The sequence below is a fragment of the Dapis brunnea BLCC-M229 genome (assembly GCF_050015995.1).
Taxonomy (GTDB): domain Bacteria; phylum Cyanobacteriota; class Cyanobacteriia; order Cyanobacteriales; family Microcoleaceae; genus Trichodesmium.
The window spans coordinates 13,276-27,969 of sequence record NZ_JBNHEP010000060.1 but is presented as its reverse complement, the minus strand read 5'-3'; the positions used below and the strand labels follow the sequence as shown (position 1 = coordinate 27,969).

At 36.7% G+C, this 14,694-nt stretch carries 13 protein-coding genes and 1 pseudogene; 5 read left to right on the top strand and 9 right to left on the bottom strand.

The window, feature by feature from the left end:
• Positions 1-191: 191 nt before the first annotated feature.
• Complete coding sequence (locus tag ACP6PM_RS06730) at positions 192-1,358, top strand: RNA-guided endonuclease InsQ/TnpB family protein (RefSeq protein ID WP_426583020.1); 1,167 nt, start codon at positions 192-194, stop codon at positions 1,356-1,358.
• 693 nt (positions 1,359-2,051) lie between these two features.
• Here the strand turns inward: ACP6PM_RS06730 and recR are convergent.
• Positions 2,052-2,648 (bottom strand): recombination mediator RecR, encoded by a 597-nt coding sequence (gene recR / locus ACP6PM_RS06725; RefSeq protein WP_426583046.1) that lies wholly within the window; start codon positions 2,646-2,648, stop codon positions 2,052-2,054.
• 140 nt (positions 2,649-2,788) lie between these two features.
• Positions 2,789-2,932 carry a hypothetical protein gene (locus tag ACP6PM_RS06720; protein WP_426583018.1) on the bottom strand — a complete coding sequence of 48 codons (144 nt, stop codon included), beginning with the start codon at positions 2,930-2,932 and terminating at the stop codon, positions 2,789-2,791.
• A 189-nt stretch (positions 2,933-3,121) separates the two neighbouring features.
• Here ACP6PM_RS06720 and ACP6PM_RS06715 point away from each other — a divergent pair, with 189 nt between their 5' ends.
• Positions 3,122-3,841, top strand: coding sequence for a glutathionylspermidine synthase family protein (locus ACP6PM_RS06715; protein ID WP_426583016.1), 720 nt, complete (start codon positions 3,122-3,124; stop codon positions 3,839-3,841).
• Between the two features lie 446 nt (positions 3,842-4,287).
• Here ACP6PM_RS06715 and rph read toward each other — a convergent pair whose 3' ends face one another.
• Positions 4,288-5,016 (bottom strand): ribonuclease PH, encoded by a 729-nt coding sequence (rph, locus tag ACP6PM_RS06710; protein WP_426583014.1) that lies wholly within the window; start codon positions 5,014-5,016, stop codon positions 4,288-4,290.
• 399 nt (positions 5,017-5,415) lie between these two features.
• A complete protein-coding gene (locus ACP6PM_RS06705) occupies positions 5,416-5,970 on the bottom strand; it encodes an adenylate kinase (protein WP_426583012.1) in 555 nt (184 codons plus the stop codon).
• Positions 5,971-6,336: 366 nt separating this feature from the next.
• On the opposite strand from ACP6PM_RS06705, the gene ACP6PM_RS06700 reads away from it, so the two are divergent.
• Entirely contained in the window at positions 6,337-6,873 is a 537-nt protein-coding gene (locus ACP6PM_RS06700) for a P-loop NTPase family protein (RefSeq protein ID WP_426583008.1), read from the top strand.
• A gap of 19 nt (positions 6,874-6,892) precedes the next feature.
• On the opposite strand, the gene ACP6PM_RS06695 is transcribed toward ACP6PM_RS06700, so the two are convergent.
• Positions 6,893-8,164 carry an RNA-guided endonuclease InsQ/TnpB family protein gene (locus ACP6PM_RS06695; protein ID WP_426583006.1) on the bottom strand — a complete coding sequence of 424 codons (1,272 nt, stop codon included), beginning with the start codon at positions 8,162-8,164 and terminating at the stop codon, positions 6,893-6,895.
• Positions 8,165-8,727: 563 nt separating this feature from the next.
• Here ACP6PM_RS06695 and ACP6PM_RS06690 point away from each other — a divergent pair.
• Entirely contained in the window at positions 8,728-9,063 is a 336-nt protein-coding gene (locus tag ACP6PM_RS06690; protein WP_426583005.1) for a FitA-like ribbon-helix-helix domain-containing protein, read from the top strand.
• A gap of 335 nt (positions 9,064-9,398) precedes the next feature.
• On the opposite strand, the gene ACP6PM_RS06685 is transcribed toward ACP6PM_RS06690, so the two are convergent.
• Together ACP6PM_RS06685 and ACP6PM_RS06680 are read right to left on the bottom strand one after the other, a co-directional pair.
• Positions 9,399-9,617 carry a hypothetical protein gene (locus ACP6PM_RS06685; RefSeq protein ID WP_426583003.1) on the bottom strand — a complete coding sequence of 73 codons (219 nt, stop codon included), beginning with the start codon at positions 9,615-9,617 and terminating at the stop codon, positions 9,399-9,401.
• 917 nt (positions 9,618-10,534) lie between these two features.
• Complete coding sequence (locus tag ACP6PM_RS06680; RefSeq protein WP_426583001.1) at positions 10,535-12,295, bottom strand: vWA domain-containing protein; 1,761 nt, start codon at positions 12,293-12,295, stop codon at positions 10,535-10,537.
• A gap of 751 nt (positions 12,296-13,046) precedes the next feature.
• On the opposite strand from ACP6PM_RS06680, the pseudogene ACP6PM_RS06675 reads away from it, so the two are divergent.
• Positions 13,047-13,151: pseudogene (locus ACP6PM_RS06675) on the top strand (helix-turn-helix domain-containing protein); the annotation flags it as partial.
• A 648-nt stretch (positions 13,152-13,799) separates the two neighbouring features.
• Here ACP6PM_RS06675 and ACP6PM_RS06670 read toward each other — a convergent pair.
• Complete coding sequence (locus ACP6PM_RS06670; protein WP_426582999.1) at positions 13,800-14,363, bottom strand: deoxycytidylate deaminase; 564 nt, start codon at positions 14,361-14,363, stop codon at positions 13,800-13,802.
• A gap of 45 nt (positions 14,364-14,408) precedes the next feature.
• A partial coding sequence (gene dut / locus ACP6PM_RS06665; protein ID WP_426582997.1) for a dUTP diphosphatase occupies positions 14,409-14,694 on the bottom strand: 286 nt, incomplete at its 5' end.

Here is a 14,694-nt window from a genome sequence, read left to right as displayed (position 1 = left end):
CATTTTTCTAACTTCATTAAATCTTTAAAATAACGTAAAAAATAAATTATTTTATCCGTAAATATATTGATAAAAAATAAATGAGATATTAAAGGGCGCCTCAAGGCTCGTCACAATACAATATTAGAGGGGGGCTTGTAACTGTTGGCTAAAATCTGATATTATCTATAAAAATCTAGGATTATCTGTTTATGCTACTTGGATTCAAAACCGAGTTACACCCAAATAATCAGCAAAAAACCTTGCTGGCTAAACACGCCGGTGTAGCACGTCACGCTTGGAATTGGGGATTATGGCTAACTAGAAACATCCTTAATCACAATTCAAGCAATCCTGACAGTAAACTGAAATTTCCCACATCTATCGACCTACATAAACTTTTGGTGGCAATGGTTAAACCTAACAACTATTGGTACTATGAAGTTTCTAAAACAGCGCCTCAATATGCTTTAAGGTATTTATCAAATGCTTGGAAGCGTTGCTTTAGTAAAGTCTCAGGACAACCTAAATTCAAGAAGAAAGGTAGAGATGATAGTTTTACTTTAGACGGTTCAATATCAGTAGGTTTTAATCATATAAAACTGCCCCGAATTGGATGGATTAAAACTTATGAGATACTCCCAGATAATATTACCCCTAAGTCGGTAACTATTAGCAAAAAAGCAGATAGATGGTTTGTCAGTTTTAAGATAGAAACTACACCTCAAATTACTGATAAATCAGTAGATGTAGTTGGTGTTGATTTAGGTGTCAAATCTCTAGCTACGTTATCCACTGGTGAAGTATTTCCAGGAGCTAAATCTTATAGAAAGTTAGAATCTAAACTATCTCGACTGCAATACTTAAACAGGCATAAAATCAAGTTTTCTAACAACTGGAAAAAAGCCCAAGAAAAGATAGCTAGACTACACAGTAAGATAGCTAATATCAGAAAAGATACATTGCATAAACTGACTACTTATTTGGCTAAAAACTACAGCCAGATAGTAATAGAAGACCTAAACGTATCAGGAATGATGTCAAATCACAAGCTAGCTAAGGCTGTTGCAGATATGGGGTTTTACGAGTTTCGCAGGCAGTTGGAGTACAAGTGTGAGTTATACGGTTCTGAGCTAATCATTGTTGACAAATGGTTTCCTAGTTCTAAGACTTGCAGTAGGTGTGGAGCGGTTAAAGAGTCTCTGTCTTTATCTGAAAGAGTGTTCAATTGCGAACACTGCAATTTTAGTTGCGAGCGAGACTTGAATGCAGCATTAAATTTAGCTATGGCGGTCAGTTCGACCGTGACAGCCTGTGAACTGGATAACGCCGACGTTGCCAGGAGCGAAGCAGGAATAGAACAGATTATTTATAGATAATCATAGATTTTATAGATAATCATAGGTTTCTAAGAACGGAATTATTCTAGTTAGCTTAATGGCAACACCCAAGTATTTATGCTTGATATGTGACTGAGAATTTGATTCCTAAGCCAGGTCAATGAAGATGATTTATACAGTATAAATACCTACAAACCCAAATTTTTATTTTCATACTACTTTTAATGCTACAAATTGACGTGCGGAATGTGGGTTACATCAAAGCTTTGGGTTAAACCCGCCCCTACAATTACAGATTATTTTGGTTGTTTATAACAAGATGAATTAGAATTTCTAGGCATTACTATCCTCACTAAATAATAGAGTTGTTGGGAAATAAAAATTTAACAATGCTCAAAAGCTTACTCTATAAGGTTTTCATGATTTGACTTTCGAAAAATGCTATAAACTTTGACTGATAAGGGTTTTAGGCATTTTTTTAGCTTAATTCCCAACAACAGTAATGTGTCTAAATTACGATAATCGCTAACAATCCGAACAATAACAATACCTTCATCATATAGAATTAATCCAAAATTGGAAGAAACCCTTTTGCCTTCTGCCCTCTGCCTTCCTTCCACCAAAGTATAAGTATTCAAGCGGACATGATATCAAACAGCTTTAAAGTTTACAAAATTATTACTCAATTACTTTTGACTTTTGACTTTTGACTTCCTACTGGAGTTTAGACTTTTAACTTTCTAACTCCCTGCGCCCCTCCAACGCTCGTGCCAAAGTCACCTGATCGGCATATTCTAAATCTCCTCCCATAGGCAAGCCAAAAGCAATGCGCGTCACTTTCGTAAAAGGTCTCAACAACTGACCGACATATAAAGTAGTAGTCTCTCCTTCCACACTCGGACTAATAGCAATAATTACTTCCTGAATATTTCCCTGACTGACTCGCCGTACCAACGGTTGAATACTCAACTGTTCCGGACCAATACCATCCATCGGCGAAATGACCCCCCCCAGAACATGATATTCACCCTTATATTCTCGTGTTTTTTCCAAAGCAATTAGATCGCGGGAGTCAGAGACCACACAAATAATTTCTTTATCTCGTTGAGGGTTACGACAAATTTCACAAATAGGTTCAGCAGATAAATGGAAACATTTCTCACATAAACCCACTTTTTTCCTCGCATCAACCAAAGCTTGAGCTAAAGCTTGAATTTCCGCTTCCGGGCGCTTAATAATATGTAGTGCTAAACGTTGTGCTGTTTTAGGGCCAACTCCAGGCAAACGTTGTAATTGTTCAATTAATCTTGCTAAAGGTCGAGTATAAATTTTGAAATGCCTCCAAAGTCGAGAGCTGCTATTTGATTTTAACGAAATATTTGGATATTTTATAGCATTTCACCAAAATTCAGGCCCAAAAGAAATAAGAGGATTATTGGGGTGGGGGCGGATTCATCTAAAATAATTTGTCACACCATTAATTTAGCGTGGAACCCGCCCCTACGATTGCAAAATTTTAGGTGTGTCACGGCACTACCTTGTCTTACCTTTCTTCCATCTGCTAATGGCGATCGCTTGTGTAAACCAAAGTTACAAATTGAAGTATTTTTCAAATTGAGCAGCTATCGTAGAAATAGCAGTAATCATCCTAAGTCCATGAGCAAAAAATAAAGTCTTCCTACCTTTTAAAGGATAGGAAAATAATAAACTTTAGCATTTCCAGCCTTTGACTTCAGCCAAAGGTACTAATAATGAAGTTCCTCCGCAGGAAGCTAACTAATAACTGATAACTGATAACTAAAATGACTGAGACAAGAAAAATTAAGAGAACTATTATTATTTCCTTAGTATTAATCTCTTCAATTTCCATTACAGCTTGCGCATCTCGTAGGCGTTGGGAAATCTATAAAAGTCTCGAAGACTGTCGTCGAGAATGGGGAGGGGTTGAAAAATGCGAACTGATAACCGATGGCAGTTATCCACCTGGGTATTATTATGGTCCCTATTACTATCGGTCTAGGTCTAGTGGTAGATACTTTTATCGAAATAGTAATAGTAGCTATTTCAAGTTGTATCCTTGGGAATGGATGATGCGGGAAAAATTCGGCAAATATCTATTATTGGAACCGATGAAGTTAATTGAACCTGCTTGGAAATTAATTTGGAGTAATAAAGCTATTCTGCCTATTCTTTGGGAATTTTTTCCAGAACATCCTAACTTATTGCCTGCCTATTTTGACTCCAGAAAATTATCTCATCCCTATCTGAGTAAACCTGTTTTTTCTAGGGAAGGAGGAAATATTACTGTTTATTTTGGAGATAGAGAATATCAAACGGAAGGAATATATGAAGACGAACCCTTAATTTATCAATCTTATTATCAATTGCCGAATTTTGATGGTTATTATCCTATAATTGGTGCTTGGGTTATTGGTGGGGAAGCTGCTGGTATTTGTATTAGGGAAGACCGAGAAATTGTGACTCAAGATTTGAGTAAGTTTGTGTCTCATTATTTTAGTTAGGGTTTGCGCTCAAAATTTTTTTTGTTGAGGTAGGGAGTAGGGAGTAGTTAAGAATTAGGAGGAGCAGTGAGTTGTAGAAGAAGTAGTCGTTCATAATAGCCACTTAAATTTTCTGCCTCGCTTTACTCCAAAATACTTAATTTTTCAGCTTTATTAACACAAAAGCTGGTACTTTTGATAGACCATTAGTTTCTCAAACAATTAGAATGTAAATGCTTTTATATTTAATCAGCAAGCCCTAGTTAGAGATATTATAGTACGTCTGGATGAACAGTTATAAATAATTAGGGAGGAGTCAGGAGGGAGAAGTTATGACAAATTTTACATATAGATTTGGTCTATAAGTGGAAGTATTTCTGACATCAACCGACTTGTTTCCTCGCTGCAACCAAAGCTGGCGTTAAGACTTTAATTTATCCTTCCAATTAATAATAATTGCTACTATTTTAGGGCAAATTCCTGCTAATAACTCTACTTTGAGCAACAAATAATTCCTTAATACCTGCTTCTGCTAAATCTAAAATTTGATTCAGTTGAGTACGACTAAAACTACCTGCTTCTGCTGTTCCCTGAACTTCAATCAAAGCTGGTTTATTGTTCATAACTACATTAAAATCAATATCTGCAGCTACATCTTCAGTGTAATTCAAATCTAAATAAGGTTCTCCTTCCAATAACCCTACTGACACAGCAGCAACCTGATGTACAATAGGCGATCGCTCTAACTCTCCCTGTTGCATTAACTTGCTAATAGCATTTGTCATTGCCACAAACCCCCCAGTAATAGAAGTAGTGCGAGTACCTGCGTCTGCTTGCAAAACATCAGCATCAACTATTATGGTGCGTTCCCCTAATAAATTCATATCTAGAGAAGCTCTCAAACTACGTCCGATCAATCTTTGAATTTCTTGGGTTCGCCCAGATAGTTTCATAAATTCTCGTTGTTGGCGTTGAGGAGTTGCACCAGGTAACATTCTATATTCTGCGGTTAACCAACCCTTACCTGTATCTGCTAAAAATTTTGGTACTCCTGGTTGAATAGTAACAGTACAAAGTACCTTAGTTTCGCCACATTTGGTTAAAACTGAACTGGTGGCAAATTTAGTGTAATCTAATTCAAAACTGATAGGTCGTAATTGGTTTGCTTCTCTACCATCGGGACGTTGCCAAGACATAATATTTTTAATAGATAATGGATAATGGATAATTAATAATGAATAATTGATAATTAGGGCTTGCTGATTAAATATCAAAGCATTTATAGATCAAGGTATTAGCCTTTTTAGGTTTGGAAAAAGTACCTGGTTTTCAGCTCTTTATCCTGAAAAAGTTAGCATTTTGGGTAAGAGTTGAGCAAAAAATTACTCCCCCGCTCCCCTACTCCTTAAAAAAGACTTTTTCAGCAAACTCTAATTAATAATTATCTCTGCTTCAAACAGAAATAATTCAACCAAGTGGGGAAATCTTATTTCTTTTTTCTCTGTAAAAGGAGAGGCTTTAAACCTCTGAAGATTAATTATCAATTGGTAAAGTTTAGATAATCTAAAAATTAAATATTGACAGATAATAACTAATTATTGAGAATTAAGTTTCTGTAATATTTGTTGTTGAACTTGGGTTACTGATTTTTCCCCATCAATAGTAAGTAATGTTTTGCGATATTGATAATATTCCAAAATTGGAATAGTACGCTCATAAAATAAATCTACCCGACGCTGCACAATTTCTGGATTATCATCAGTACGTCCTCGCTTTAAACATCTATTCATAGATTCTTCCTCAGACACCTTTAAATAAATTGCCCAGTCTAATTTTTGTCCCAAATCATCAAGTAAAAAATGTAGTTCCTCTGCTTGAAAAGCTGTTCTAGGATAACCATCCATTAACCAACCCTGAGTAATATCAGACTCTAAAAGTCGTTGACGCACAAACTCAATCATTGTCCGGTCTGGTATTAAGTCTCCCTTTTCCACATAAGCTTGTGCCACTTGGCCTAATGTTGTTTGAGTAGCGATCGCCTCTCTGAGTATATCGCCAATAGAAATCAAAGGAATCTGTAGATACTGACATAGTAATTCTGCTTGAGTTCCTTTACCTGCACCTGGACCACCTAAAATTATTAGTCTCACAGCCCCCCAACTTGATTAGTCACAATGTATAGTTAATTATTCTATAGAACTCATTTAGTATCTTTAGTTATGATTTAGCAGTTTTCACACTTTATTGGGTATAAAACCCCACCTTTTAATAAGGGGAGGGGAAATATTGTTGGAGAGTTGCTGAAAATCCTGATTACAAAAATAACTTCTAATTTCTGACTTCTGAATTAATTTTCTCTGTATACATATATATAGTGTTAAATTTGTCCTATAATCAAAAAAAGCACTATATATTGTAAAATGAATATTGTCCAAGGGCAAGCTTTCAGTCCAGCTTAGTAGTTGGAAAAATTCAGTATAGTACCAAAAATAGATTTCTCAATTTTAATTTTCATAATGGTTGCACAATTACAAACCCCTGCTCTAAACGTTCCCAGTGACTTACCATATACTGTTCCTGGTTTAGTACAGGTATTCACAAGTGGTCAACGCAATTTCTTTACTGATGTTATGGCTCAAGCTTTGAGGATAGCTGGCCAAGGGACCTCTGTATTGATTGTACAATTTCTCAAAGGGGGGATTAACCAGGGACACGATCGACCAATGCAATTAGGGGAAAATCTTGATTGGGTCCGCTGTGGTCTTCCTGGTTGTATTGAGACGTCGGATATAGATGAAAGCCAGAAAAATTCACTACTTGATTTGTGGCACTATACTCAAGCAGTCGTAGCTGAAGGAAAATATGAGTTAGTAGTTCTTGATGAACTGAGTTTAGCTATTAATTTTGGCTTAATTCCTGAGAATGAGGTGTTAGATTTTCTAGAAAAGCGCCCTAGTAATTTAGATATAATTTTGACAGGACCAAATATGCCTGAAGAAATTCTGGATATAGCAGACCAAATTACAGAAATTCGTCGCAGTCATAGACCGTGACATCCTCCCGACGCTGACCCTACGGGTACAGCACGGGCTTCCCCATCTCGCAATTGGGTATTCCTGCCCCACGCCACTTATCTAGGTCATAGACCCCCGACAGACCGACTTGACAGGCTGTTTCCGTTCCCCAGAGTCCCTGGGCTACTACTTTTTCTAGTCCACGATGCAAAACCATCTCTGCTGCGGCATGGTCACGATGCGTTCGATACCCACATTCAGGACAATCATGCGCTCTGACTTCCAACCCTTTGCTGACCGTCGCAAAGCAGTTAGGGCAGGTTTGGCTGGTGCCGTTGGGGTTGACCTTAGCGAAGTAGACACCTCGTTTCCAACACACCCATTCCGTTAGAGACAAGAATTGCCCAAAGGCAGCATCCACACAATCTTTTCGCAGCATCCCTCGCGTCAACCCTTTGGTATTGAGGTCTTCTGCAAAGATAGTTTGTGCTTGGTCACAAAGTTTGTGAGCCGTCTTCAGATGGAAGTCTTTACGACGGTTTGCAATCCGATAGTGCATTCTGGCCACTTCGATTTGCGCCTTCTCCCAGTTTTGAGACCCCTTTTGTTTTCGCGCCGCTCTGCGTTGCAGCAATTTCAGCTTGCGCTGCATCGACTTGAAAAACTTAGGACGCTCCTGGAAGCTGCCATCGGAAGCCGTCAAGAATCGCTCCAATCCCAGGTCAATCCCAATCGCTGGACCATGCACAGGCGCATCGGGAACCGATACCTCCGATTCAATGGTGACGACCACATACCATTGAGTTCCTCGCACCCTGGACAGTACCCGCACCTGCTTTACCTTGAATCCGTCAGGGATGGGGCGATGCAGGTTGATAGGCACTTCCCCGATTTTCGGTAGCTTGATAGCGAATCCGTTGATGGGGTTGCTTTTGAACTGAGGAAACACAAAAGACTTGAATTGACCAAACTTTTTGAAGCGCGGAAATCCATGACCCCTCTTCTGAAAAGCTTCCCAGGTGTCGTGCAGTCTACGAATAGTAGTCTGCAACACCTGAGAATGCACCAGGCCCAAACGCGGGAATTGCTTCTTAGCTTTGGGCAGGTTGTTTTGTTGACGATGGTAAGACGGGAACGGCTCATCGGCAGGAATGATGTACTCCTTCTCCAACGAGCACCTGTCTACCAGACCAGATCGCGAAGCAATCCAGTCTTTGAGTTCGTGCAAAGCGTAGTTATACACGCCTCTACACGTCTCAAGCCAATCCAACAGTTCAGTCTGTTGGTTGGCATCTGGATAGATTCGGTAGGTGTAGTTCATCGTCAGCATAGCTGTAGTTTACCACAAGCTATAGCTACTGGTAAATGCTTGTCTCATCGGCATCGAGCCGAATCGACAAGCCCGGGGAGTCCATGTATCCCGAGGCTGATGCTACGCATACAGCGCGGGACTTATAGCTCCCCGAACCCCTCATTAGTTAACGAAGTTAGAAGTCAGAAGTCAGAAGTCAGAAGTTGTTTTTGTAATGGGGATTAGAGCAACCCTCCAAATACATTTAGCCTTAAAAGGTGAGGTTGAGCGACCTAATTATTTTGATAACTCAAAAGGAAGTAGGAATTATCAATAAATTTTCCCTAATTTAATTCCGTAGGGGTTTGGAAACCAAACCCTGTCTAGACTTCTATAAAAAAATGTTCGGGTTATTTTTTAGAATACTACTAAATAGATATCACAAGGATTCAAGAGTGGCGATCGCTACTAAATATGCCACAAGAAACTTTTTAGGTAACAACAGAAAATTTCCAGTCTAAAAGTTTAATTTAGTATAAAAATTTGATGAGAAATAATAAAATAATAAGATAAGTTGATTATTGATGTAAATTTAACGAAAAATGACTCAGATTATTTTAGGAAAACTCAAGCCTTATATAATAGATAGATTAAAAAGTTTAGCTGACAAAAATAATCGTACTTTGGAAGAAGAAATAACAGAAATCTTGGAGCAAGCTTTAGAAACTGAAGTGGAAATTAAGCCGAAATATGAAGGATGGCAACCGGGATTTTTTGAAGAGGTTATAGGAGGTTGGGCTGGTGAACCTTTAGTGCGAGAACCCCAACCAGAATATCAGGAACGAGAAGCTTTTGTGAAAGAAAAACGACAATGGTCTCCTGATTTTTTTGAAAAAACTTGTGGCAGTTGGGAAGGTGATTTAGTGCGAGAATCTTAACCAGGATATCAGGAAAGATAGTTTTTGTTATGAGTTATTTATTTGTATCTAATAAATACACAATGTCTGCATTAAACTACTTAATAGTATTAACCAAGCAGTTGTTGATAAATTAGCTCAGAAAAACCCTAAACAAACCTAAACAAATATATATTACTTAAATATGTAAATCAAAAATACATTTATTGACAATTGGGTTAGTTTTAGACAGAAAATTTGGCCAAAAAAAACTTCCTCTGATGTTGAGGAAGCTTTGGCAATGACTTACTTCACAGAAATCTCTCTCTAAGTTATCTAACTGGATTTAAGAAATAGTTAATTGTCCAGCTAAGATTTTATTTTTCCTCCTCATCATTTTTCTCACTAGGGAAAAAATCAATAATCTTTTCTATTAGCCTGTTGTGTTCTTTGCGAAATTCTATTCTTTTGATGTTGCCTTGCTCCAATTCTATTGCCAAGCTGTATGACAAAAGTTGGTTTACGAACATTAGGACTGGTATAGCAGATCCCATAATTTTCCACATTTTGGCAACAGCCTTAGTATTTTTATTCATAAATAAGAGTTTCTCCTATGGGAATGAAACCCTTTCACAGCAAACAATGCAGGATTTTTACCTCCCCCCTTGACGAATTCTTTTATGACATGTTACGATCAGAACATAATTTATATCAGATATATCGGATATATATGATATATTGGGCCGTAATTCATTATCAACTAGGCACACTATGCGAAATTTATCCGCCATGCAAAATTTTTCTATATGGAAATTTGTTCCATTAAATTTTTTGCTGTGCCTGAAAATGTCCCTAGACCAGTATCAGAGTTTAAGTGAAAAACAATCAATGCTGTGAAAGGGGTGTACGTAGCTTCAAAAGCACTACTGTCTGGTAAACTACAGTGCTTTTGAAACCAATTTTTGGTTTATATAACCAAATCTAATTATAACATTAAATTATACTATTTTTTTTCCTGAAGCGTCAACCTCGTTTTTTTTTTATTTGATTACAGATTATATATTAGAATATATTATACTGGGTTTAGTTATATGAATACGATACTAGAACAGTTCATTCTTAGATTTAAAAACTTGACTTTTTATTCATATATTAATCAAAAGCTTTTCTTAGTTACCCTTAGCAAAGGCTAAAAGCCCAAAACTCTTGCCAGATGAGGTTTCTGATTAGCGGTATAAATTGGGGGTTTACCAGAATAAGTATTCAACTAATTGGTTTATAATTTAATATGGATGGAACCATTAGATTAACTCTTGAAATTACAGAACTGCCAAAAAAATCCTTAACTAAACTGTATTGGGATCAAAGCCACAAATTAACCATTTCTTCAATTAAATTAACAACCTAACGGCAACATCCCGCTTTCTCTTTTTAAGGGAGTAGCGGGATAAAAACCACAAATTGTGGTATACATTAATCTACGAGGAGAAATCTTCTACCTAAAATTCCTCATCTAATTTTTCTCCATTAATTTCTGACTACTTTCAACCATATTAATAAACTCACTCCGATAACCTTCCAAATCTAAACCCTTCGCCTCATTTGCCAACTTCAACACTTCACTAAAACTAGCATTTCCTTGATATTCAGAATCTCGCAAAATCATTCCATACTCAGCCACAGTAGCAGCAAATTTAAAATCATTTGAAGCATCATCTAAACTCACTCCCTTATCAACAACTGGCTGTTTTATCAACTCAGAAGTTTTACCCTTTGGCTCCTTATAACGCAACTTCACTAACATTAATTCATCACTATTATAAGCTGCCTGTTCAACTTGATTATTTTGATATCTCAACTCATCAACTCCCGGCAAATTCACATTACTTTCTACTCCCACTGGAATAATTTCATAAAGCGCCGTAACCGAATGTCCTGCACCTAACTCTCCCGCATCTTTTGTATCATCATTAAAATCTTGAGAACGTAACAGTCGATTTTCATAACCAATTAAACGATAAGCTTGTACTTTTGCCGGATTAAATTCCACTTGAATTTTTACATCCTTAGCAATAGTTAGTAGAGTTCCTCCCATCTCAGTTACTAACACTTTTTTCGCTTCCAAAAGATTATCGATATAAGCATAATTCCCATTTCCCTTATTAGCCAACTGTTCCATTTTGGCATCCTTAAAATTTCCCGTACCAAAACCAAGCACCGTCAGAAAAATTCCTTCATCTCGATAATTTTCTATCATTCTTACCAATTCAGCATCGCTAGAAACTCCCACATTAAAATCTCCATCAGTCGCCAGAATAACTCTATTATTTCCTGAAGATTGATAAAACCTTTTAGCTAAATCGTAAGCAAGTTTAATTCCTTCACCTCCAGCAGTCGAACCTCCAGCTTCGAGATTATTAATTGCCGTGAGAATTTTATCTTTTTCGCTGCCTTTTGTGGGAGGTAAAACTACTCCTGCTGCTCCAGCATAAACAACTATTGAGACAGTATCTTTTTCTGTTAGTTCACCTACCAATAATTGAAAAGCTGATTTGATTAAAGGTAATTTATTGGCATTATTCATCGAACCAGAAACATCCAAAAGAAATACTAAGTTACTAGGAGGTAAATTTTCTGTAACTATATCTTTGCCTTGAATGCCAATATGAACTAATTGATGTTGATTATTCCAAGGAGAATCAGATATTTCTGTCGTAATAGAAAAAGGATTATTAGCTTTTGGTTGAGGATAGTCGTAAGTAAAGTAATTTATTAATTCCTCAATTCTTACAGCATCTTTTGGTGGCAGCCGACCTTCAGTAATAAAGCGACGTAAATTACTATAAGATGCTGTATCTACATCAATGGAAAATGTGGATAGGGGATTATTTTTAACTACCTTAAAAGGGTTGTCATCGATCGGGTTATATTCTTCTGTATTTGAAGGTGCTTCTAGACTAGAATCTAATTCAATAGATTCTGCAATTGAAATTGGCGCACTTTGCTGTAATGCTATATCTGCTGATTCTAGACTCGATCTTCTAGAAACACTTTCTTTAGTCGCACTTTGAAAAATTTGTGGTCTTGAAAGTGGTGCATTTGGAGGAGGTGGAGGTGGTGGTGCTATTGATGATTTGTCTACTTCTGTTTGACTTTCATTACTTGTTGTTTCTGGTTGACCAGCGCAACTTATTAAAAGTAGTAAAGGGAAAAAAATTAGTAATAGTTTTACTGGCAAAATTGGTTTAAAGCTGATATTTTTACTTTTCATCATATCCACTCTATTTTTCAATATAGGGCAAGACAGTTTTTGCTGAATGCTTAAGCTATTAGCATTCAGCTCTATAATTAGATTCAGCAAGTTGCCATAGACTACAAAAAAGATAGTTCCCTTTCCGTAAAAGTTGTAATAATTAGGGCTTGCTGAATAATCATAAAAGCATTGAAATATAAAGGTAAGTGCCTTTTTGAATCTAAAAAAGTACGAGCTTTTCCCTTGATCAAGGTCAAAAAATTAGCATTTTTGGCAGACAACGGCAGAAAAACCAAGGGCAAATTCTGACTCCTACCTCCTCTATAATTCCCGTTCCTCCTGACTCCTGACTCCTGACTTCTACCCTTACCAAAAAATTCAGGTATAAAGCCTCTCCATTCATGGAGAAAAAGCGGTCGATGGATGGCGAGGAAACCTCGCCATATCCAATCGACCAAAAGAAGAAAAAAATTCCTTGAATGCTAATCCTCTTCTTTATAATAAGAAGTAATTATTAATTATTAATTATTAATTTTTGAACACTCATACTTTTTTCAGCAAACCCTAATTACTCTACTTATCCTTCTTATATGTAGATAAATATTTACCAAAAAATTGGGTTTAAAGCCTCGCCCTAGAAGGGCAACTTTTTAGTTGATGACTGTTTCAATAAATATGTTATCCTAAATGTTAGTTTTAAACTCAGACTATGAAATCTAGATTTAAGTACCCTATATATCCAACACCAGGATAAAAGTACCAATTAGCAAAGCTTTTTGGTTGCATTCGTGTTGTTGGGAATGACAGTCTAGCTTTTTGTCAAGAAAAATACAAGTTAGGAGACAAAAAAACTGCTAACTATGAACTACAAAAATAGTTCATTACTCAGGCTAAAAATACTAATGTAGCATTTCTCAAGTTACTGAACTATAGTTGTTTTTCTTCTTTCCTATTACCACTCAATCAGAATTACTACATTACCGAAAAATTCAGATTTAAAGCCTCACCTTTCAAGGAGAAAAAAGCGGTCGTTTTGGGCTGTCAGCGACAGCGATTAACGAAGTTATGCGGCAGCAAAAACGCCATATCCAATCTTGCCTTGAAAACAAAAAAAATCCTTTTAACCAATCCTTACTATCACAGAAAAGGTCATTTCAGTTATCAGTTAGCCTCCTATCGGAGGAACTGCGTTAACAGTACCTCTAGCTGAAGCTTCGGGATTGAAATGCTAAATTCTCTTTTCTCTTGGTCGATTGGATATGGCGTTAACGAAGTGGCTCTGCAAGAGCGGGAAACCTCGCCATCCCATCCTGACGGACTGCTCTGCAAACGACCGCTTTTTATCCCCTTAAAAGGGGAGGCTTTAGACCACGATTTTTCGGTAATTATTATAGGACTTACGCAGAGACCATCTATGTAATGTTAAAAACTATAGCGTTACAGTTTTTGTACTATATATAGAGAGTACCCATGTGTAAGTCCTGTATTAATAATTAATAATTAATTATTAATTGTTAATTATTAATTATTGAATACTCCCTACTCCCTCATTGGAAGATTTAGGAACAGAAGTGGGAAAAAGTAGAGATGTTGCTGCTTTTTTAGCAATTGTTTCTGAGATAGAAATTTGCTTAATAGTAACTAAACCCTCTTTGATAAACATATCTCTTAAAGCTGCTTTTTCTCCACTATTAAAGGTAGTCTCATAAAAAACTTCTTTAATGCCAGCAGAAATAACTAATTTCAAACAAGAAAGACAAGGTTCTAAGGTGACATAAATAACAGCTCCATTAGTACAAATGCCATGTTTTGCAGCTTGAGCAATAGCATTAGCTTCAGCATGAACAGAACGGGATGGTAAAATTTTACTAGCATCACAACTACTTAATTCAGGATAACAAAAACCTTGACTTGTACAGTGTGAAGAACCAGAAGGAGAACCATTATAACCAGTTGCCAAAACTTGTCTATCTTTAACTATTACCGCCCCCACTGGAAAAGCTAAACAAGTTGAGCGAGTAGCTGCCAGTTTAGCAATCATTAAAAAGTATTCATCCCAGGTCGGTCTTTGATATAATTCTTCTGTCATATTTATTCCGCTTAAGAATCCACGATACTTTTACTCCGTGGAGTGTCAAATTCCTGTTGAACCAAATCCACCAATATCTCTTTCAGTTGTACTTAATTTATCAACTTCTTCTACTTTAACAGATAAAACTGATGCTATAACCATTTGAGCTATTTTCATTCCTTTAGTTACTTTAAAGGAATTTTTACCATGATTTATTAGAATTACTCCTATTTCTCCTCGGTAAGTTTCATCGATAGTTCCGGGAGTATTTAAAACAGTAATTTGATGTTTTAAAGCTAATCCACTTCGGGGGCGAATTTGTGCTTCTGTTCCTGATGGTAATTCTATA

Bases quoted from the DNA above. Each gene is read 5' to 3' on its own strand.
- ACP6PM_RS06730 (WP_426583020.1), top strand. From the start codon at position 192: ATGCTACTTGGATTCAAAACCGAGTTACACCCAAATAATCAGCAAAAA.
- ACP6PM_RS06715 (WP_426583016.1), top strand. From the start codon at position 3,122: ATGACTGAGACAAGAAAAATTAAGAGAACTATTATTATTTCCTTAGTA.
- rph (WP_426583014.1), bottom strand. From the start codon at position 5,016: ATGTCTTGGCAACGTCCCGATGGTAGAGAAGCAAACCAATTACGACCT.
- ACP6PM_RS06700 (WP_426583008.1), top strand. From the start codon at position 6,337: ATGGTTGCACAATTACAAACCCCTGCTCTAAACGTTCCCAGTGACTTA.
- ACP6PM_RS06695 (WP_426583006.1), bottom strand. From the start codon at position 8,164: ATGCTGACGATGAACTACACCTACCGAATCTATCCAGATGCCAACCAA.
- ACP6PM_RS06690 (WP_426583005.1), top strand. From the start codon at position 8,728: ATGACTCAGATTATTTTAGGAAAACTCAAGCCTTATATAATAGATAGA.
- ACP6PM_RS06685 (WP_426583003.1), bottom strand. From the start codon at position 9,617: ATGAATAAAAATACTAAGGCTGTTGCCAAAATGTGGAAAATTATGGGA.
- ACP6PM_RS06680 (WP_426583001.1), bottom strand. From the start codon at position 12,295: ATGATGAAAAGTAAAAATATCAGCTTTAAACCAATTTTGCCAGTAAAA.
- ACP6PM_RS06670 (WP_426582999.1), bottom strand. From the start codon at position 14,363: ATGACAGAAGAATTATATCAAAGACCGACCTGGGATGAATACTTTTTA.